Annotated in this window: 18 protein-coding genes; 15 read left to right on the forward strand and 3 right to left on the reverse strand. The window is 70.8% G+C overall.

Annotated features, from left to right (window positions below; genetic code table 11):
- The 3 genes from VGN50_RS12155 to VGN50_RS12165 form a co-directional block, all read left to right on the forward strand.
- Positions 1–1,229: NADH-quinone oxidoreductase subunit M (locus VGN50_RS12155; RefSeq protein ID WP_327445059.1), on the forward strand; the 1,229-nt coding region annotated here is incomplete at its 5' end.
- 137 nt (positions 1,230–1,366) lie between these two features.
- A complete protein-coding gene (nuoN, locus tag VGN50_RS12160; RefSeq protein WP_327445076.1) occupies positions 1,367–2,881 on the forward strand; it encodes an NADH-quinone oxidoreductase subunit NuoN in 1,515 nt (504 codons plus the stop codon).
- Positions 2,878–3,882, forward strand: a complete 1,005-nt coding sequence (locus tag VGN50_RS12165; RefSeq protein ID WP_327445060.1) for a polyprenyl synthetase family protein — start codon at positions 2,878–2,880, stop codon at positions 3,880–3,882. Before nuoN ends, VGN50_RS12165 begins: the two co-directional genes overlap by 4 nt.
- Here the strand turns inward: VGN50_RS12165 and rarD are convergent.
- Genes rarD through VGN50_RS12180 form a run of 3 tightly spaced genes read right to left on the reverse strand, consistent with a single transcriptional unit; the run spans position 3,866 to position 7,812 of the window.
- Positions 3,866–4,765 (reverse strand): EamA family transporter RarD, encoded by a 900-nt coding sequence (gene rarD / locus VGN50_RS12170; RefSeq protein WP_327445061.1) that lies wholly within the window; start codon positions 4,763–4,765, stop codon positions 3,866–3,868. The two genes, VGN50_RS12165 and rarD, sit on opposite strands and share 17 nt — an antisense overlap.
- 36 nt (positions 4,766–4,801) lie before the next feature.
- Positions 4,802–5,917, reverse strand: a complete 1,116-nt coding sequence (locus VGN50_RS12175) for a 2-oxoacid:ferredoxin oxidoreductase subunit beta (RefSeq protein ID WP_327445062.1) — start codon at positions 5,915–5,917, stop codon at positions 4,802–4,804.
- Positions 5,914–7,812: a 2-oxoacid:acceptor oxidoreductase subunit alpha gene (locus VGN50_RS12180; protein WP_327445063.1), complete on the reverse strand. Its 1,899-nt coding sequence runs from the start codon at positions 7,810–7,812 to the stop codon at positions 5,914–5,916. The genes VGN50_RS12175 and VGN50_RS12180 overlap by 4 nt, the downstream gene beginning before the upstream one ends.
- 411 nt (positions 7,813–8,223) lie before the next feature.
- Here VGN50_RS12180 and VGN50_RS12185 point away from each other — a divergent pair, with 411 nt between their 5' ends.
- The 12 genes from VGN50_RS12185 to VGN50_RS12240 all read left to right on the forward strand — a co-directional run.
- Positions 8,224–9,228, forward strand: coding sequence for a glycosyl hydrolase (locus VGN50_RS12185; protein ID WP_327445064.1), 1,005 nt, complete (start codon positions 8,224–8,226; stop codon positions 9,226–9,228).
- A gap of 65 nt (positions 9,229–9,293) precedes the next feature.
- The gene (locus tag VGN50_RS12190) at positions 9,294–9,650 is read left to right on the forward strand and encodes an NADH-quinone oxidoreductase subunit A (RefSeq protein ID WP_327445065.1); all 357 of its coding nucleotides are present in this window, start codon (positions 9,294–9,296) and stop codon (positions 9,648–9,650) included.
- Complete coding sequence (locus VGN50_RS12195) at positions 9,650–10,249, forward strand: NADH-quinone oxidoreductase subunit B family protein (RefSeq protein ID WP_327445066.1); 600 nt, start codon at positions 9,650–9,652, stop codon at positions 10,247–10,249. Before VGN50_RS12190 ends, VGN50_RS12195 begins: the two co-directional genes overlap by 1 nt.
- Entirely contained in the window at positions 10,246–10,776 is a 531-nt protein-coding gene (locus VGN50_RS12200) for an NADH-quinone oxidoreductase subunit C (protein ID WP_327445067.1), read from the forward strand. Before VGN50_RS12195 ends, VGN50_RS12200 begins: the two co-directional genes overlap by 4 nt.
- Entirely contained in the window at positions 10,761–11,732 is a 972-nt protein-coding gene (gene nuoH / locus VGN50_RS12205) for an NADH-quinone oxidoreductase subunit NuoH (RefSeq protein WP_327445068.1), read from the forward strand. Before VGN50_RS12200 ends, nuoH begins: the two co-directional genes overlap by 16 nt.
- The gene (locus VGN50_RS12210; RefSeq protein WP_327445069.1) at positions 11,729–12,316 is read left to right on the forward strand and encodes an NADH-quinone oxidoreductase subunit I; all 588 of its coding nucleotides are present in this window, start codon (positions 11,729–11,731) and stop codon (positions 12,314–12,316) included. Before nuoH ends, VGN50_RS12210 begins: the two co-directional genes overlap by 4 nt.
- The gene (locus tag VGN50_RS12215; RefSeq protein ID WP_327445070.1) at positions 12,313–12,822 is read left to right on the forward strand and encodes an NADH-quinone oxidoreductase subunit J; all 510 of its coding nucleotides are present in this window, start codon (positions 12,313–12,315) and stop codon (positions 12,820–12,822) included. The genes VGN50_RS12210 and VGN50_RS12215 overlap by 4 nt, the downstream gene beginning before the upstream one ends.
- Positions 12,819–13,139 carry an NADH-quinone oxidoreductase subunit NuoK gene (nuoK, locus tag VGN50_RS12220; protein WP_327445071.1) on the forward strand — a complete coding sequence of 107 codons (321 nt, stop codon included), beginning with the start codon at positions 12,819–12,821 and terminating at the stop codon, positions 13,137–13,139. Before VGN50_RS12215 ends, nuoK begins: the two co-directional genes overlap by 4 nt.
- A complete protein-coding gene (locus VGN50_RS12225) occupies positions 13,136–14,968 on the forward strand; it encodes an NADH-quinone oxidoreductase subunit L (RefSeq protein ID WP_327445072.1) in 1,833 nt (610 codons plus the stop codon). Before nuoK ends, VGN50_RS12225 begins: the two co-directional genes overlap by 4 nt.
- Positions 14,965–16,437, forward strand: a complete 1,473-nt coding sequence (locus VGN50_RS12230; protein ID WP_327445073.1) for an NADH-quinone oxidoreductase subunit M — start codon at positions 14,965–14,967, stop codon at positions 16,435–16,437. The genes VGN50_RS12225 and VGN50_RS12230 overlap by 4 nt, the downstream gene beginning before the upstream one ends.
- On the forward strand, positions 16,434–17,936 hold the full coding sequence (locus VGN50_RS12235) for an NADH-quinone oxidoreductase subunit N (protein WP_327445074.1): 1,503 nt from the start codon (positions 16,434–16,436) through the stop codon (positions 17,934–17,936). The genes VGN50_RS12230 and VGN50_RS12235 overlap by 4 nt, the downstream gene beginning before the upstream one ends.
- A gap of 48 nt (positions 17,937–17,984) precedes the next feature.
- Positions 17,985–18,500: M48 family metalloprotease (locus tag VGN50_RS12240; RefSeq protein WP_327445075.1), on the forward strand; the 516-nt coding region annotated here is incomplete at its 3' end.

The following is an 18,500-nucleotide window of genomic DNA, read 5'->3' on the forward strand; positions in this document are numbered from 1 at the left end:
AGATCGCCGCTCCGGGCGCGCGCCAGCGCAGCGTGAAGAACTACTTCGGGCTGATCCTGCTGCTCGAGTTCTTCATGGTCGGCGTCTTCACCGCCACCGACGTCTTCCTGTTCTACGTCTTCTTCGAGGCGATGCTGGTCCCGATGTACTTCATCATCGGCAGCTTCGGCGGCCCCCGCCGCCAGTACGCCGCGATGAAGTTCTTCCTGTACTCGCTCGTCGGCGGCCTGCTGATGCTGGCGAGCGTCATCGGCCTGTACGTGACGACGGGATCGCGCAGCTTCGCCATCACCGACCTCATCGGTCACGTCCCGGACGGCGCGACGCAGAAGTGGCTCTTCCTCGGCTTCTTCATCGCGTTCGCGATCAAGGCGCCGTTGGTGCCGTTCCACACCTGGCTGCCCGACGCCGGCGCCGAGGCCCCGGCCGGCGGCGCGGCGCTGCTCGTCGGCGTGCTCGACAAGGTCGGCACGTTCGGGATGATCCGGTTCTGCCTGCAGCTCTTCCCCGAGGCCAGCAAGTGGGCCACCCCGGTGGTGCTCGTCCTCGCGGTGATCTCGATCCTCTATGGCGCGCTGCTGGCGATCGGGCAGACCGACATCATGCGGCTGATCGCCTATACATCCGTCAGCCACTTCGGCTTCATCGTGCTCGGCATCTTCGCGCTGACGACCACGGGTGGCGCGGGCTCGACGCTCTACATGCTCAACCATGGCTTCTCGACGGCGGCGCTGTTCCTCATCGGCGCCATGCTCGTGGCGCGGCGGGGCAGCAAGCGGATCCCGGACTTCGGTGGCTGGCAGCGCGTGACGCCCGGTCTGGCCGGTGTCTTCCTGGTGGCCGGCCTGTCGGGTCTGGCGCTCCCGGGTCTGAGCTCGTTCGTCTCGGAGTTCCTCGTGCTGGTCGGGACCTTCCAGCGCTACAAGGCGGTGGCGATCATCTCGACCGCCGGCATCGTCCTCGCGGCGCTCTACATCCTGCTGATGTACAAGCGCATGATGACCGGCCCGCGGCCCGACCTCGAGGCCGCCGGTGAGCGGGTCCTTGACATCACGCTGCGCGAGAAGCTCGTCGTCGCACCGCTGATCGCGGCGTTCCTCGTCCTCGGGTTCTATCCCAAGCCGGTCCTGGACGTGCTCAACCCCGCGGTCGCCACGACCCTGAAGTACGTCGGAGTCTCCGACCCGGCGCCTGCTGTCCCCACCACCGCTGACGGGAGCGCCAAGTGATGCCCGCCGTGACAGCCACGCTCGCTGATCCGAGCCTGGTCCCGCACTTCGTCGCCCTGCCGGCGGCGCTGCCGAACGCCCTGAGTGCTGCCACCGGGTTCCAGGTCGCCGACGTGAAGTACGGCGCGATCGCCCCGATGCTCATCGTCGTCGGTGCGGCCATGATCGGTGTCCTGGTGGAGGCCTTCGCGCCCCGACGGCTGCGCCACACCATCCAGGTGTCCATCGCCCTCGTGGGCCTGCTGGCGGCGTTCCTCGTGCTCGTGCTCGTCTCGACCCGATCCGCGAACCAGGGTGGCACCCTGCGTGAGGCCGTCATCATCGACGGGCCCGCGCTGTTCCTCCAGGGCGCACTGCTGCTCATGTCGATCCTGGGCGTGCTCACCATGGCTGAGAAGTTCGGGGGCCAGGGGGCAGACGCGTTCACCCCCATGGGTGCGGCGATCCCCGGCTCCCCGCACGAGGCCGCTGCGTTGCGGGCCGGCCTGGCGACGAGCGAGGTCTTCCCGCTGACGATGTTCGCGGTGCTCGGCATGATGCTGTTCCCGGCAGCCGGTGACCTGTTGACGATGTTCGTGGCGCTCGAGGTGCTCTCGCTGCCGCTGTACCTGCTGTCCGGTCTGGCGCGCCGCCGCCGACTGCTGTCGCAGGAGGCCTCCCTCAAGTACTTCCTCCTCGGTGCCTTCAGCTCGGCGTTCTTCCTGTTCGGCGCGGCTCTGCTGTACGGCTATGCAGGGTCGATCTACCTGTCCGACATCGCGAAGGCGATCAACACGGCCTCGGGGACCATGGAGGGACTGCTGCTGCCCGGCGTCCTGTTCGTGCTCATCGGCCTGCTGTTCAAGGTCGGCGCCGTCCCGTTCCACTCCTGGACTCCCGACGTCTACCAGGGCGCGCCGACTCCGGTCACCGGCTTCATGGCGGCCTGCACCAAGGTGGCCGCCTTCGGGGCGATCCTGCGGTTCGTCTACGTCGGCGTGCAGGCGAGCCGCTGGGACTGGCGCGCGGGTGTGATCGCCGTGGCCGCCCTGACCATGGTGGTCGGGTCCGTGCTGTCGGTGACCCAGACGGACGTCAAGCGGCTGCTCGCCTACTCCTCGATCGCGCACGCCGGGTTCATCCTGGTGGCGGTCCTCGCCTTCGACGTCACCGGCGTCACGGGCACCATGTTCTACCTCGTGGCCTACGGCTTCATGACGATCGCGGCCTTCGCCGTCGTCGCCATGGTGCGCCAGGGCGGCTCCGAGGCATCCCACCTCTCGCAGTGGGCCGGGCTCGGCCGTAACCATCCGGTCGTGGCCGGCGTCTTCGCCTTCCTGCTGCTCGCCTTTGCGGGGATCCCCCTGACCTCGGGCTTCGCCGCGAAGTATGCCGCGTTCGCGCCGGCCGTCAGCTTCGGCGGGCGCTCCGGGGTGGCCCTCGTGATCATCGGTGTGCTCTCGAGCATGGTGACGGCGTTCGTCTATGTCCGCCTGATCGTCCTGATGTACTTCACCGAGCCGCCGGCCGGTGAGCCGGTCGTGGCTCAGGTGGCCTCCCCGCTGAGCACGGTCGCCATCACGGTGGGCACCCTGGTCACGCTCGTGCTCGGGGTGATGCCCTCTCAGGTGCTCGACCTCGCGCAGCGGTCGTCGGTCTTCCTGCTCAGATGAGCGCGCGACCACCGGTCCTGGTCCTGCCCTCCACGTCGGAGGAGCTGGCCCACCGCCTCGAGGTCGGCCTGACCGACGTCGACGCACTGTTGCGTCGCAAGGTGGACCACGACGACCCCTTCATCGCCGAGGCCAACACCCACCTCATCGATGCCGGGGGCAAGCGGTTCCGGCCGCTGCTCACCCTGCTGGCGGCCGAGCTGGGCAGTGGCGCCAACGCCGACGTGGTCGCCGCAGCGGCCGGTGTCGAGCTGACCCATGTCGCCTCGCTGTGTCACGACGACGTCATGGACGAGGCCACGGTGCGCCGTGGCGCGGCCAGCGCGAACGCCCGGTACGGCAACTCCACTGCGATCCTCGTCGGGGACATGCTGTTCGGTACGGCCTCGTCGATCATCGCCGACCTGGGCGCCGAGGCGGTGAAGATCCAGGCGGAGACCTTCGTGCGGCTGTGCGCGGGCCAGATCCGCGACGACCGCCCGACGCCGTCCGGCGAGGAGCCGGTGGCCTACTACCTGCGGGTGCTGGCCGACAAGACTGGCGTGCTCATCGCCACGGCCGCTCGCTACGGCGCGATGTTCTCCGGCTGCGACGCAGCCACGGTGGAGACGATGCGCGAGTACGGCGAGCGTCTCGGGATGGCTTTCCAGCTGGCCGACGACCTGATCGATGTCGCATCGGATGCCGAGGACAGCGGCAAGACGCCCGGGACCGACCTTCGCGAGGGCAAGGCCACCCTTCCCGTCCTCTACGCCCTCGCCTCGGCGGACCCGGCCGACGCCACCCTCCAGGAGCTGTTGCGGTCCGACCTGCGCGCCGACGAGGCCAGGCTGGCCCAGGCGTTGGAGCTGCTTCGCGCGAACCCGGCGATGGAGCGGGCCCGCCAGCACACCGCGGACGTGGCCCGTCAGGCCCAGTCGGCCCTGGACCCCCTGCCTGACAGTGACGCCAAGACGGCGCTGATGGCTCTGGCCACCAGCGTCGTCAACCGCGTCGGCTGACCCCGTAGCTCCGCAGCGAGTCGACGGTCAGCACGGCCAGGGCGACCCACACGATCCCGAAGCCGACCCAGCGCTGGGCCGACATGTGCTCGTGGAGCAGCAGCACCCCGCACAGGAGCTGCAGCACCGGCGTGATGAACTGCAGCAGGCCGATCGTGACCAGTGGCACGCGTCGAGCCGCTGCGGCAAAGAACAGCAGGGGCGTCGCGGTGAGCACGCCGGCGAGCACCAGGAGTGCGGTGTGCCAGGCCCCGTCGGTGGTGAAGGTCGTGTCGCCACGCAGCGTGAGCACTCCGAGGAGCACCACGGCGATGGGGGTGAGCACCAGCGTCTCGGCGGTCAGTGAGTGCAGTGCCTCCAGGCTGACGCCGACCTTCTTCTTGACCAGGCCGTAGCCCCCGAAGGTGCACGCCAGGGAGACCGCGATGAGCGGCACCGACCCGGCCGCGACGCTCAGATAGACCGCGGCCAGCGCGCCGATGGCCACGGCCGCCCACTGGAGGGGACGAAGCCGTTCACGCAGCACCAGCACTCCGAGTGCCACGGTCACCACGGGGTTGAGGAAGTAGCCGAGGGCTGCCTCGGTGGTGTGCCCGCCCAGCACGGCCGCCACGTAGATCACCCAGTTCGCGGCGATCAGGAGTGCGGCAACCGTGACGCCGAGGACCAGGCGGGGCCGGTCCCTCAACAGCCTTAGCCAGCGCAGGTCGCGCCGCAGCAGCAGCACGACCGCGCACAGCAGCACGGTCCACAGGATCCGATGGCTCAGGATCTCCCAGGCGCCGGCGGGCCGCAGTGCGGCGAAGTACAGCGGGAACAGGCCCCAGATGCCATAGGCCAGGAGCCCGTATACCGCGCCTCGCCTCTGCTCGTCGCGCTCCACGTCAGGCGTCGGCGCGCGAGGGGAAGGGCGGCGTGCTCATGCCACGACCCAGGTGTCACGACCCCGGATCAGGGCGTCGAGGTCGTCGTCCGTGGGCCGGCCGCCTGCGGTGTCGACGGCTGCGGCCACCTGCGCCCGAACCAGGTCGTCGTAGGTGGGCCGGTCGACGTTGCGGAAGATGCCCATCGGCACGTGCGTCATCTCGGGGGAGTCGAGCCGGGACAGGGCGAACGCCTGGGTGCAGTCCTCGGCGGAGACGTCGTGGACCACCACCTCGCGGCCCTCGCTCTGGGCCTGCGGTACGAACTCCATCGCCCCGGCGGCGCCGCGCACCAGCACCTGACGGTCGCTCTCACCTCCGACCTGGACAGGCTGGCCGTCGGCGAGGTGGACGATCCGTGCCTCCTGCTCCGTGCGGTCCTTGATCAGGTCGAACGCGCCGTCGTTGAAGATCGGGCAGTTCTGGTAGATCTCGACCAGCGACGTCCCGCGGTGCTCGGCGGCCGCACGCAGGATCTCGGTGAGGTGCTTGCGGTCGGAGTCCATGGTCCGCGCCACGAAGGTCGCCTCGGCGCCCAGCGCCAGGGACACGGGGTTGAACGGGTGGTCGACCGAGCCCATGGGAGTCGACTTGGTGACCTTGCCCATCTCCGACGTGGGCGAGTACTGACCCTTGGTCAGGCCGTAGATCTGGTTGTTGAACAACAGGATCGTGAGGTTGACGTTGCGTCGCAGGGCGTGGATCAGGTGGTTGCCGCCGATCGACAGGGCGTCGCCGTCACCGGTGACGACCCACACGGACAGGTCGGCGCGGCTCGTCGCGAGGCCTGTCGCGATGGCGGGCGCCCGGCCGTGGATCGAGTGCATGCCGTAGGTGTCGAGGTAGTAGGGGAAGCGCGAGGAGCACCCGATACCCGAGACGAACACGATGTTCTCGCGCCTGAGGCCGAGCTCGGGCAGGAAGCCCTGGACGGCCGCCAGGATCGCGTAGTCGCCACAGCCGGGGCACCAGCGCACCTCCTGGTCGGAGGTGAACTCGCGCTTGGTCTGTGCCGGCGCGTCCTCGGCCAGGTGCGGGACCTGGGCGGTGCCGCCGGGAGCCCCCGTGGACGGCATACCGAGGTCTGTGGTGACGCGGGGAGAAGTGGTCATGCGCGCACCTCCGAGTGAGCGGTCTCGTGAGCCGGCGCGGCGAGCGCCACGATGGCGTCGGCGAGCTCCACGGTGGTGAACGGCAGCCCGCGCACCTGGGTGAAGGAGTGGACGTCGACGAGGTACTTGGCGCGCAGGAGCATCGCGAGCTGGCCCATGTTCATCTCGGGGACCAGCACCCGGTCGTAGCGCCGCAGGACCTCACCGGTGTTGGCGGGGAAGGGGTTGAGGTGGCGCAGATGAGCCCGGGCGACCGGCGCTCCGGTGTTGCGGACGCTGCGGACCGCCGCCGCGATGGGGCCGTAGGTCGACCCCCACCCGAGGACCAGCACGGTTGCCTCGCCGCTAGGGTCGTCGACCTCCAGGTCGCCGATGGTGTCGGCGATGCGCTCGACCTTGGCCGCACGCAGCCGCGTCATGAGGTCGTGGTTGTCGGGGTCGTAGGAGATGTTGCCCGTGACGTTGGCCTTCTCGATGCCGCCGACGCGGTGCTCGAGGCCTGGCGTGCCCGGGACGGCCCACGGGCGGGCCAGTGTGGCGTCGTCGCGCTTGTACGGGTGGAACACCGGCTGGCCCTTGGCGTCGGTGTCGTTGGGCTCGGTCGCGAACTGGACCGTCAGGTCGGGCAGGTCGGCCACTGACCGGATCGCCCACGGCTCGGAGCCGTTGGCGAGGTAGCCGTCGGAGAGCAGGAACACAGGCGTCCGGTAGGCCGTGGCGATGCGGACCGCCTCGATGGCGGCGTCGAAGCAGTCGGCCGGCGACCGCGGGGCGACGATGGGGACGGGAGACTCGCCGTTGCGGCCGAACATCGCCTGGAGCAGGTCGGACTGCTCGGTCTTGGTGGGCAGGCCCGTCGAGGGGCCACCGCGCTGCACGTCGACGATGACCAGTGGCAGCTCGAGGGAGACGGCCAGCCCGATGGTCTCGGACTTGAGGGCGACGCCGGGGCCCGAGGTCGTGGTCACGCCGATGGCGCCGCCGAAGGATGCGCCGAGGGCAGCGCCGATGCCGGCGATCTCGTCCTCGGCCTGCAGCGTCGTCACGCCGTAGCGCTTGAGCCCGGCGAGCGTGTGCAGGATGTCGGAAGCGGGGGTGATGGGGTAGGAGCCCAGCACGACGGGGATGCCGGCGCGATGCGACGCGCTCACGAGTCCCAGTGCGAGCGCCGCGTTGCCGGTGATGTTGCGGTAGGTGCCGGCGGGCATCGGGGCCGGGGCGATCTCGTAGGAGACGGCGAAGTCCTCGGTCGTCTCGCCATAGTGGAGACCCGCGCGCAGGGCGGCCAGGTTGGCGGCGAGGATGTCGGGCCGGGCGCCGAACTTCTTCTTCAGGAAGGACTCGGTGCCGGTCGTCGGCCGGTGGTACATCCACGACAGCAGGCCGAGCGCGAACATGTTCTTGGCGCGCTCCTTGTCCTTGCGGGACAGGCTGTCGAACTCGGCGAGCGCCTCGACGGTGATGGACGTGAGCGCGACCGGGTGCAGGTGCCAGGAGTCGAGGCTGCCGTCCGCGAGGGGGTTGTCGGTGTAGCCCACCTTGGCGAGGTTGCGCTTGGTGAACTCGTCGGTGTTGGCGATGATCGTCGCGCCCCGGGGCAGGTCGCGCAGGTTGGCCTTGAGAGCCGCGGGGTTCATGGCGACGAGCACGTCGGGTGCGTCCCCGGGGGTGAGCACGTCGTGGTCGGCGAAGTGCAGCTGGAAGCTCGATACGCCTGGCAGGGTGCCCTGGGGTGCCCGGATCTCGGCCGGGAAGTTGGGCAGCGTCGAGAGGTCGTTGCCGAGGGCAGCCGTCTCGGAGGTGAAGCGGTCACCTGTCAGCTGCATGCCGTCGCCCGAGTCGCCGGCGAACCTGATCACGACACGGTCGAGCTTCTGAACGGACTTGCTGCTCATGGGCGTTTCGGCCACCTGTTCATCGGCATTTCTCTGGTGCGCTGGCTACTTCTTGCGTCACTTCCATGGTATGCCGCAGCCTCAACGAACTCGGGCTGCACCCGTATTCCGGACAGCGTGCGTTGATGGGGGGTCGGTCAGGCTGCGCGGGGGTAGCTGTGGCGGTCGGCGGGCCAGGTGGTGTCTGAACGCGTGGTGGGTGGCGCACTGCTGTCCGCCTCGATGGGGCGCACCGGTCGGCGCAGCGGTGGGCCCGGGCCCGCAGCGCCGCGCGACCGTCTCGACCGCCGAACGCGGCGCGTATGACTTATCCCCAGACGCGCACGTCGGCCAAACGAGTGGGGCTCAGCACGGACGGACCCTGGAACGGTTCGCCCTGCCGGAGCCTCGGAAGCCTGCCAGACTCCCGTCATGCTTCGGCTCGACGACATGTGGATCTGGGACTCGTGGGTCGCCGACGACGGCGACCGCTACCACCTCTTCTTCCTCCAGGCGCCGCGCGCGCTCGAGGACCCGGCCCGGCGGCATACGGCCGCGCGGGTGGGGCACGCGACGTCAGTTGACCTGGTTACCTGGGACTACCTGGGCGAATGCTTCGGCCCGGCCGACACCGGGTTCGACGACCTGGCCATCTGGACGGGCTCGGTCACCCGTGTGGGCAGCGAGTGGCGGTTCTTCTACACGGCGGTCTCCACCGCCGGTCACCACGTCTACGACCAGCGGATCGGCTCGGCGGTCTCCGACGACCTGCACCACTGGCGCCGCGTGTCCGACCAGCCAGCCGCCGGAGTGGACGGCCGCTGGTACAAGACCCTGGCCAACACTCCTGCTCCCACGACCGGACCGGACCTCGAGGGGTCGAGCGAGACCTGGCGCGACCCACTCCTGCTGACCGACCCCGAGGGGAACGGCTGGCATCTGTTGCTGACCGCCCGCGCCCGCGAGGCCGCCCGCAACGACGACGGTGTCGTCGCCCACGCCACCAGCCCCGACCTCCTGACGTGGACCGCCGGTCCGCCTCTATCCGAGCCGGGCACTGGCTTCGGCCAGCTCGAGGTGCTCCAGGACAAGCAGATCGACGGGCGCTGGGTGCTCGTCTTCACCTGCCACCCCCAGGAGATGACCGCGAAGCGCCTCGCCCGCACGGGGGAGTTCTGCACGTGGTCCGTCCCCGGCCCCGGTCCGCTGGGCCCTTGGGACATCGACGCCGCCCGGCCGTTCACCGCCGAGCCGGACCTCTTCGCGGCACCGTTGGTGCAGCGGCGCGACGGCTCCTGGGTCATCCTCGGCTTTCGGAACCTCGAGCCGCGGGGGCTGGACGGGTTCGAGATCACCGACCCGATACCCGTGACCCTGGACGCCGACGGCTACCTGGTGGCGTCCCCCCTGACGATGGTCCCTGACGATGGTCCCTGACGGGAGTCGCCTCAGCGGTGACCACCTCCGGCCGCTCGTATGCCGCGGCCACTAGGCTGCCAAGGGTGTCGCCCTACGTCGTCGTCGCCGCAGTGGTCGTCATCGGCCTACTGCTCTTCGGCGCTGCCATGGGCGCCCGGGCCCTGCTCGCCCCACACGCCCCCACGCGCGCGAAGCTCACGACCTACGAGTCGGGCGTCGACCCGGTCGGCCAGGACTGGGCGCAGACCCAGATCCGCTACTTCGTCTACGCCTTCCTCTACGTGATCTTCGCCGTGGACGCCGTCTACCTCTTCCCCTGGGCGCTGGTGGCGCGTGGCTCGCTCGGGCCCGCCTCCCTGGTCGAGATCGCCGTGTTCGTCGGCGTGATCCTCGTCGGCCTGCTCCATGCAGGGCGCCGCGGCCTGCTGAGGTGGTTCTGATGGCCACCGTCGGCCTGCCCATGCCGCGGGTCGGGCCCGCCACCGACCTCGCCCCCACCCCGATCAAGGTCGTCCTCAACTGGGGGCGCCGCTACTCGCTGTGGGTGTTCAACTTCGGTCTCGCCTGCTGCGCCATCGAGTTCATCGCCGCGTCGATGGCGCGGCACGACTTCATCCGGCTCGGCGTGATCCCGTTCGCGCCCGGCCCGCGTCAGGCCGACCTCATGGTGGTCAGCGGTACCGTCACCGACAAGATGGCGCCCGCCGTCCGTCGCCTCTACGACCAGATGCCGGAGCCCAAGTACGTCATCTCGTTCGGCGCCTGCTCCAACTCCGGTGGCCCGTACTGGGACTCGTACTGCGTCACCAAGGGCGTGGACACGGTGATCCCCGTCGATGTCTACGTCCCCGGCTGCCCGCCACGCCCCGAGGCGCTCCTCCAGGGCATCCTCAAGCTGCAGGAGAAGATCGCAGCAGAGTCTTTGTCCACCAAGGGAATTCGCGCCAAGTATGCCGGCCATCGCACGGCCTCCGCGGGCGAGCTGAGCCGCGGACTGGTCGCGCCACCGGCATCCACGAGCCCGCGAGGTGACTCGTGAGCGACCTGGGGGTGGTCGAACGTCGCGAGGTGCCCCCAGAGGGGTGGGTGGGCGCGGTGACGCAGGCGCGCGACGCGGCATACGGCTTCTTCGACTGGCTCACCGCGGTCGACCAGACCGACGACGCGCAGGCTCCTGGCCTCGACGTGGTCTGCCACCTCCTGGATGCGACGACGCCGAGGGCGCTGCGGCGCATCCTGATCCGCACTCGCGTGCCGAACGGTGACAGCCTGGCGAGCATCACCGGAGTCTTCCGCGGGGCCGCGTGGCACGAGCGTGAGACCCACGAGATGTTCGGCCTGGACTTCGAGGGGTTCGACGACGGCACCGGGCTGGGGCTGCGCCCTCTGCTGCTGCCCGACGGCTTCGAGGGCACGCCGCTGCGCAAGTCGTTCGTCCTCGCCGCCCGCGCGTCCAAGGCGTGGCCCGGCGCCAAGGAGCCGGGCGAGAGCGAGCACAGCAAGCCGACGGGCCGGCGTCGCGTCAGCGCTCCCGGCGTTCCCGGCCCCGAATGGGGGCCCCGGTGAGCACCGCCCTGGACGTGACGCTGCGCGCCGTCGCGGCGCTGGCGGCCTTCCTCGTGCTGCCCCTGCTCGTCGGCCAGACCGAGCACAAGGTCATGGCCCACATGCAGGGACGCCTGGGCCCGATGTATGCCGGTGGCTTCCACGGGTGGGCGCAGCTCGTCGCCGACGGGGTCAAGTTCGTGCAGAAGGAGGACATCACGCCGGCGGCGGCCGACCAGCGCGTCTTCCGCTTCGCCCCTGCCATCGCCCTGGTGCCCTATCTCGTTGCGCTGGCAGCGATTCCGCTCAGTCCTAGTGTGGTTGCGGCCGATGCGCCCGCCTCCGCCGTCCTGGTCCTGGCCGTCACCGCCGTCGGGATCCTCGGCACCCTGATGGCCGGGTGGGCCAGTGCGAACAAGTACTCCCTTCTCGGGGCGATGCGCTCCGCGGCGCAGCTGCTGTCCTACGAGCTGCCGATGGTGCTGGCCGTCGCCAGCGTCTGCCTGGCGGCCGGGTCGCTGTCGCTGACCGGGATCGTCGCGGCGTGGTCCCCCTGGTGGCTGATCTGGCAGCTGCCCGGCGCCGTGGTCTTCCTCGTCGCGGCCGTCGCCGAGCTGCAGCGACCGCCGTTCGACATGCCCGTGGCCGACTCCGAGATCGTCTTCGGCGCCTACACCGAGTACACCGGGCTGCGGTTCGCGTTCTTCCTCCTGAGCGAGTACGCCGGAATCGTGGTCATGTCACTGCTGTTCGCAGTGCTCTACCTGGGCGGCTGGCACGGCCTGTTCAGCGACCAGCTGGGCTGGCTGTGGACCCTGCTGAAAGGCTTCGTGATCGCGGTGGTCGTCATCTGGCTGCGCGTCGCCTGGCCGCGGCTGCGTGAGGACCAGCTCCAGCGTCTGGCGTGGCTGGTCCTCGTGCCACTGGCCCTCGGCCAGCTCGTCCTCACGGGCGTGTGGGTGGTGGTGAGCGCATGACCGAGCCGTCGCCACAGAGACCTGTCGCAGCGACAACTACTGGCTCACGCGGCGCCATACCGGGCATCCTCAAGGGGCTGGCCACCACCGCGCGCACGCTGACCAAGCCGACGCACACCGCCGAGTACCCCGACGCTCCGCCCCACCTGCCTCCACGCACCCGTGGCGTCATCGCGCTGCTCGAGGAGAACTGCACGTCGTGCATGCTGTGCGCGCGCGAGTGCCCCGACTGGTGCATCTACATCGACTCCCACAAGGAGACGATCCCCGCCACGACTCCCGGCGGCCGCGACCGGCAACGCAACGTCCTCGACCGGTTCGCCATCGACTTCAGCCTGTGCATGTACTGCGGCATCTGCATAGAGGTGTGCCCGTTCGACGCCCTGCACTGGAGTCCCGAGTTCGAGTACGCCGAGCTCGACATCCGAGACCTGCTGCACGAGAAGTCCCGGCTGGCCCAGTGGATGCCCACCGTGCCACCGCCCCCCGCTCTCGACGAGCACTCGGCAGAACCCGCCGAGATCGCCGCCAGCGCCAAGCCGGCTCGAGTGCCTCGTACGACCCCACCCGGGGCCCCCGCATGACGTCGCTCGACGTCGCGTTCGCGGCTGTCGCCGTGATCGCCGCGGCCAGCGGGCTGCTCGCCGTGACGACCCGCCACGTCGTCCACGCGGCGTTGTGGCTGGTGGTGTGCCTGGGCTCCGTCGCCGGCTGCTACCTGGTGCTCGGCGCCGAGTTCGTCGCCCTGGTGCAGGTGCTCGTCTATGTGGGCGCGGTCGTCGTGCTGGTGCTCTTCGCCCTGATGCTGACCCGCGCCCCGGTCGGGCCGAACCCCGAGATCAGCACCAGCCCCTGGCACCGCGTCCTGGCGGCGGTGCTCGGCGCGGCGGTCACTGTCCTGCTGGGAGCAGCGCTGCTGCCCATTGCCGGGGCCCCTGTGCGACGGCACGTCACAGACACCACGGTCCTGGGCCAGCAGCTGTTCGGCACCTGGGTCTGGCCGTTCGAGGTGCTGTCGTTGCTCCTCGTGGTGGCCCTGGTCGCTGCCCTGGCGGTGTCGCGTCTCCATCGCCAGGACGACGCCTCGTGATCCACCTCGCCGGGCCCTACCTGCTCGCGGCGGTCCTCGCCGGCCTGGGCACCTTCGGCGTGCTCGCCCGACGCAACGCCGTTCTCGTCCTCATCGGCGTCGAGCTGGTCCTCAACGCTGCCAACCTCCTCCTGGTGACCGTAGGGGCCGCCGGCGCGGACCACTGGGCAGCCGGCAACGTGCTGGCCCTGTTCGTCGTGACCATCGCCGCGGCGGAGGTGTGTGTCGCGCTGGCCGTCGTCCTCGCCGTGTTCCGCAGGCGCGGCGACATCGACCTGGCGGCCCCCGCCGACCAGGTGGAGGAGATGTCGCCATGAGCGCGCTCGCCGCCCGCCTCGTCGTCCTCGTCCCGGCCGTCGCCGCGCTGCTGGGTCTCCTGCTGGCCCGCCGCCAGGTGCGTCAGGCGCGGAACGTGGCGCTGGCCGGGTCAGGTCTGATGCTGGTGGCCGCCGTGCTCGAGCTCGTCGCCGTGCACACCAGCGGCGCCGAGCTGCAGGTGCACACCGTGCCGGGGCTCGACGCCGGGGAGCTGCGGATCCCGTTGCTGCTGCAGGCGACTGCGGCTCCGGCTCTCGTCGCCACGGTCGTCGGGACCGTCGGCTGGGCGGTCCAGGTCTTCGCGGCCTGGTACCTGCGCTCCGACGACCGCTACGGAGTGTTCGCGGCTACCGTCTCGTTGTTCTGCGCGGGCATGCTGCTCGTCGTGCAGTCGGCCGACCTCGTGCTGACCCTCGTCGGCTGGGAGGTGATGGGCTGGTGCTCCTACCTGCTCATCGGTCACTGGAGTCGGCGCGAGTCCGCCCGGAGGGCGGCCTTCAAGGCATTCCTCGTGACGCGCTTCGCCGACGTGGGGTTCGTCCTCGGGGTGGTGCTGCTGGCCGCGCATGCCAGCTCCTCGGCATACGCCGCCGTGCTCTCCTCGTATGCGGGACAGCCGGCTACCTGGCCCATGCTCCTGCTGGTCGTCGGAGTCATGGGCAAGTCGGGGATGGTTCCGTTCCACGACTGGCTCCCCGACGCCATGGAGGGGCCCACGCCCGCGTCGGCGCTGATCCACGCGGCGACGATGGTGGCCGCAGGCACCTTCGTGCTCGCCCAGCTGTTCGACGTGCTGGCCGCCGACGGCGCGGCCCGCTGGCTCCTGGCCCTGACCACGTCCGTCACCATGGTCTGGGCGGCAGTGCTGGCGTTTGGTCAGAGCGACCTCAAGCGGCTGCTCGCGTACTCCACCCTCAGCCAGGTGGCGCTCATGCTCTCGGCGCTCGCGGTGGCGCCGGCGGACGAGGGCCCCGCCGCCGGGACCCTTCACCTCTACTCCCACGCCTTCTTCAAGGCGCTGCTGTTCCTGGCCATCGGTTGGCTCAGCGTGACGGTCGGCGGGACCGCCGCCGCCACCATGCGCGGAGGTCTGCGTGGGCATCTGCTCATCCGTCCCGCCATGTTCGTGGGCCTGCTGGCACTGGCCGGGGTCCCGCCGCTGACCGGCTTCGTCTCCAAGGAGTACGTCCTCGCCGCCGCTGAGGCGGGAGCCGGCGACGGACAGGCCCGCGCCTGGGTCGTCCTGCTGGCCGGGCTGCTCACCGTCGCTCTCACCGCGGCGTACTGCATGCGTGCCTGGCTGGTCCTCGACGACGTCGGGGCCGCCGACGTCTCCCGCCACGACCGCGACTCCGCGACAGTGGGCGTGCGCGCCGTCGTCGTCGTGCTGGCCGTCCTGGCCGTGGTCGGGGGCCTCGTCGTGCTGACGCCGGCGCTGCGGCTGCGCGGGCACCCCAGCTGGTGGATGGCGGTCGTGAGCGTCCTGCTCGTCGTGGGGGCGGCCGTGGGGGTCCGACGACTCGCCCGGACCCAGGCCGATCCCGCTCCGCGGCTGGTCGGCACACGAACGGCGTTGTTCGACAACGGTTTCGGCGCTGACCGGCTCTACGTCGCGGCTGTCGCGCGTCCCGTACTCGCCCTCGCGCGGCTGGTCGTCGTCCTCGACCGCGACGTCGTGGATGCGTACGTGCGGGGCGCGGCGCTGACTGCCAGCCTCTCCGGCCGGGTCGGGAACCGTGCCCACGCACGCGAGCGCGCGGCCAGCGGCCTGGCGTGGGTCGTGGCCGGCGTGGTCGCCCTCGTGCTACTGGGGGTGGCGGTGTGGTGATCCTGTCCAGCCTCGTGGTGCCCGCAGCCGTGGCGGTCTGGCTCATGACGGCTGGGCGCGGCCTCTCGCACCGGGTGGTCAACCTGGTGTCGTCCGCGGCCAGCCTGGTGACGCTGGGGTTCGTGCTCCTCGCCGTCGTGATGCGGCCCACGGTCGACCGGTCCTGGGTTCCGGCGATCGGCCTGCGCTGGGAGCTGGCGGTCGACGGCATCAGCGCCCCCCTCCTGCTGCTCACCGCTCTGCTGGGCGTCGCGGTCGTCGTGCACTCCAGGGACCGGGCTCCCGTCGGGGGCACGTCCGCGGCCTTCCATGCCTGCCTGCTGCTCGTCGAGCTCGGGGCGCTCGCGACCTTCTACGCACGCGACGCCGTGCTGTTCTTCATCGCGTTCGAAGTGGTGCTCGTGCCGATGTGGGTGCTCATCTCCAGGTTCGGGGATGCCCACAGTCCGGCGGAGCGGGCCGACGCAGGCGGTCGCTTCATCCTCTACACGGCGTTCGGCTCGACCCTCATGCTCGTCGGCATCCTGGCGCTCGTCGCCCAGGCGGGCACCTCCGACCTCGACATCCTCGCCCGCGGTGGGGGACACGGCATACCGGTGCACGCGCAGGTGATGATCGCGGCCCTGCTCGTCGCAGGGCTCGCCGTGAAGGTGCCTGTCTTCCCGTTGCACACCTGGCTTCCCCCCGCGCACACCACCGCACCGACGGCCGGCTCGGTCCTGCTGGCGGCCGTCCTCCTCAAGATGGGCACCTACGGCCTGGTGCGGCTGCCGCTCGCCTCACTGCCCGCCGGCTTCGCCCGCCTCGCGCCGATCCTTGCCGTGCTCGGTGCCGTGGGGGTCGTCTGGGGAGGCCTGGCCTGTCTGGTCGAGCGCGACCTCAAAAGGCTGGTGGCCTACTCCTCCGTGGCGCACATGGGCTTCGTCGCGATCGGACTGGCCAGCGGCACGCGCACGGGCCTGCAGGCGGCCCTCTTCGCGAACATCGCCCACGGCGTCGTCTCGGCGCTCCTCTTCGTCGTCGTCGGCGGCCTGAAGGAGCGGTGGGGGAGCGCCGATCTCGGCACCGCGCGCGCAGCGGTGCGCGAGGTGGCCCCGCGTCTGGGCCTGGCACTGGTCGTGGGACTCGCTGCCTCGTTGGGACTCCCCGGTCTCGCCGGGTTCTGGGGTGAGTTCCTGAGCGTGTATGCCGCGTGGTCCCCAGCGGCAGACCGTCCGGTCGGCATCCTGCGGGTCGTCGCGGTGGTCGCCGTGGTCGGCACGGTGCTCGCTGCCGCGTACAGCCTGCGGGTCGCTCGCCTCGTCTGGGCCGGTGACCGCAGGGAGCCGTTCATCGAGGACGGTTGGGGCGGTGAGTGGTTGGTCGCGGGCGCCCTCGTCGTCGCGACGATGGCGATCGGCGTCGCCCCCGGACCGTTGCTGGCCCTCACCCGGGGAGCCGTCTCGACGATCATCGGGGCGGCGCCATGACCCACACCGCCCTGGTCTCGATCGACTGGCTGGCTCTCGCACCGGTCGTGGCTCCCGCGGGGGGCGCTGTCGTTGCGCTGGTGCTCGACGCCGTTCTGCCCCGCGCGGTCCGCGTGCATGCCCCGGTCGCCGTCCTGGCCCTCGTCGTGGGTATCGCCTGCGCGGTGCCGGGCGTGGCCCGTCCGGCGAGCCAGCCCTGGCGCACCTTGTGTCTCCCGGCGCCGGACGGGGCCTGCCTCTACGAGTCCGGCCCGCTGGTCAGCGCGTTCCAGGTGGCCGCACTCGCCTCGGCGCTCGTCGTGCTGCTGCTCATGTGGCCGGCCGGGCGCAACGACGGCGAGCCAGATGAGACCAGGGGCGGTCCCGCGGTCCTGGTCTCGCTCGTCCTGGCTGCCACCGCCGGTGCGGCCGGCGTCGCGGCGGCCCACGACCTCGGCTCCTGGCTGGTGTGCCTCGAGCTCGCCACCCTCCCGGCGATCGCGCTGGTTGCGCTACGGGGCACCCGAGCCGCCGGGCGGGGTGCTCTAGCCCTGCTGACCACCTCGCTCGTGTCGTTCGCGATGGTGGTGCTCGGCGGGGCGCTCTGGCTCACCGCGACCGGCGAGGCCGTCTTCGCCCCCGGGAGCGCGGGCACGGCACTGGCCGATACCCACCGGCGCCCTGTGCTGCTGCTCGGGGTCCTGTTCCTCGTTGCGGGACTGGCCTTCAAGCTCTCCCTCGCCCCCTTCCACGCGTGGACCCCCCAGGCGTATGCCGGTGCCTCCAGCCCGGTCGCGGCCTTCCTCGCGGGCACGTCCAAGGTGGCTGCGCTCGCCGCTCTCCTCGTCGTCCTGCGTCCCCTCACCCAGGTGGCCGGCCCGGTCCTCCTGGGCATCGGCCTGCTCGCCGCCGTGTCGATGACGGTCGGCAACCTCATCGCACTGGTCCAGGACGACCCGGTCCGGCTGCTCGCCTGGTCGACGGTGGCCCAGGCGGGATGGGTCATCCTGCCCCTGTCGGCGATGCGTCCGACCTCTGCCGCGGCCTCGGGCGGCTATCTGCTGGCCTACGTCGTCGCGACCCTCGTGGCCTTCACAGTGGTGCATCTCGTGTCAGGCGCGGGTCGCTCCGGTGAAGCCCCCTCAGGCCGCACGCTCGCGGCATACGCAGGTCTGTTGCGTGCACACCCTCTGCTCGGTGGCGCTCTCGGGCTGGCGTTGCTGTCGCTGGCCGGTCTGCCGCCCGGCGTCGTCGGACTGGTCGCGAAGGTCGTGGCCCTGCGCCCGGTGGTCGGCGCCGAGCAGTGGGTGCTGGCACTCGTCGCCGTGGCCAACGCCGTCCTCGGAATCGCTGTGTACGTGCGGTGGTTCGCCGTCCTGCTGCGCGACCCCGGCCAGGCACCGACGGCGCCGTGGATCGGCCGGATCCCCCGACCGGCCCTCGTGGCGCTGGTCGTGGGTGGGGCGGCGCTCGTCCTCACCAGCGTGCTGCCCCAGCTCTTGTTGGGCCTGCTGGCCTGACCGCCCGGCCCGGGGAACGAGCGCACCTGAGGGAACGTTGAGTCCGACATGCACAACCATCTGAACGGGCTCAAGACCGCTGCCCTCCTCGGCGCGATCTTCGCGCTGCTCCTGGTCATCGGCGGGGGAATCGCCGGCTACACCCGCAACAGCTCCTTCATCTGGATCTTCGCGCTCATCGGCATCGGCACCACGGCCTACGGCTACTGGAACAGCGACAAGCTGGCCATCCGCGCGATGCACGCCTATCCCGTGAGCGAGGCCCAGGCCCCCGCGATGTACCGCATCGTCCGCGAGCTCTCCACCGCTGCGGGCAAGCCGATGCCCAAGCTCTACATCAGCCCGACCGCGGCGCCCAACGCCTTCGCCACCGGCCGCAACCCCGAGAACGCCGCCGTCTGCTGCACCGAGGGCATCCTCGGGCTGCTGGACGAGCGCGAGCTGCGGGGAGTGCTCGGCCACGAGCTCATGCACGTCTACAACCGCGACATCCTCACGGGGTCGGTCGCGGCCGCCGTCGCGGGCATCATCACCTCGGTGGCTCAGATGATCATGTGGTTCGGC

The sequence above is a fragment of the Pedococcus sp. genome (genome assembly GCF_036000045.1).
Lineage (GTDB): Bacteria > Actinomycetota > Actinomycetes > Actinomycetales > Dermatophilaceae > Pedococcus.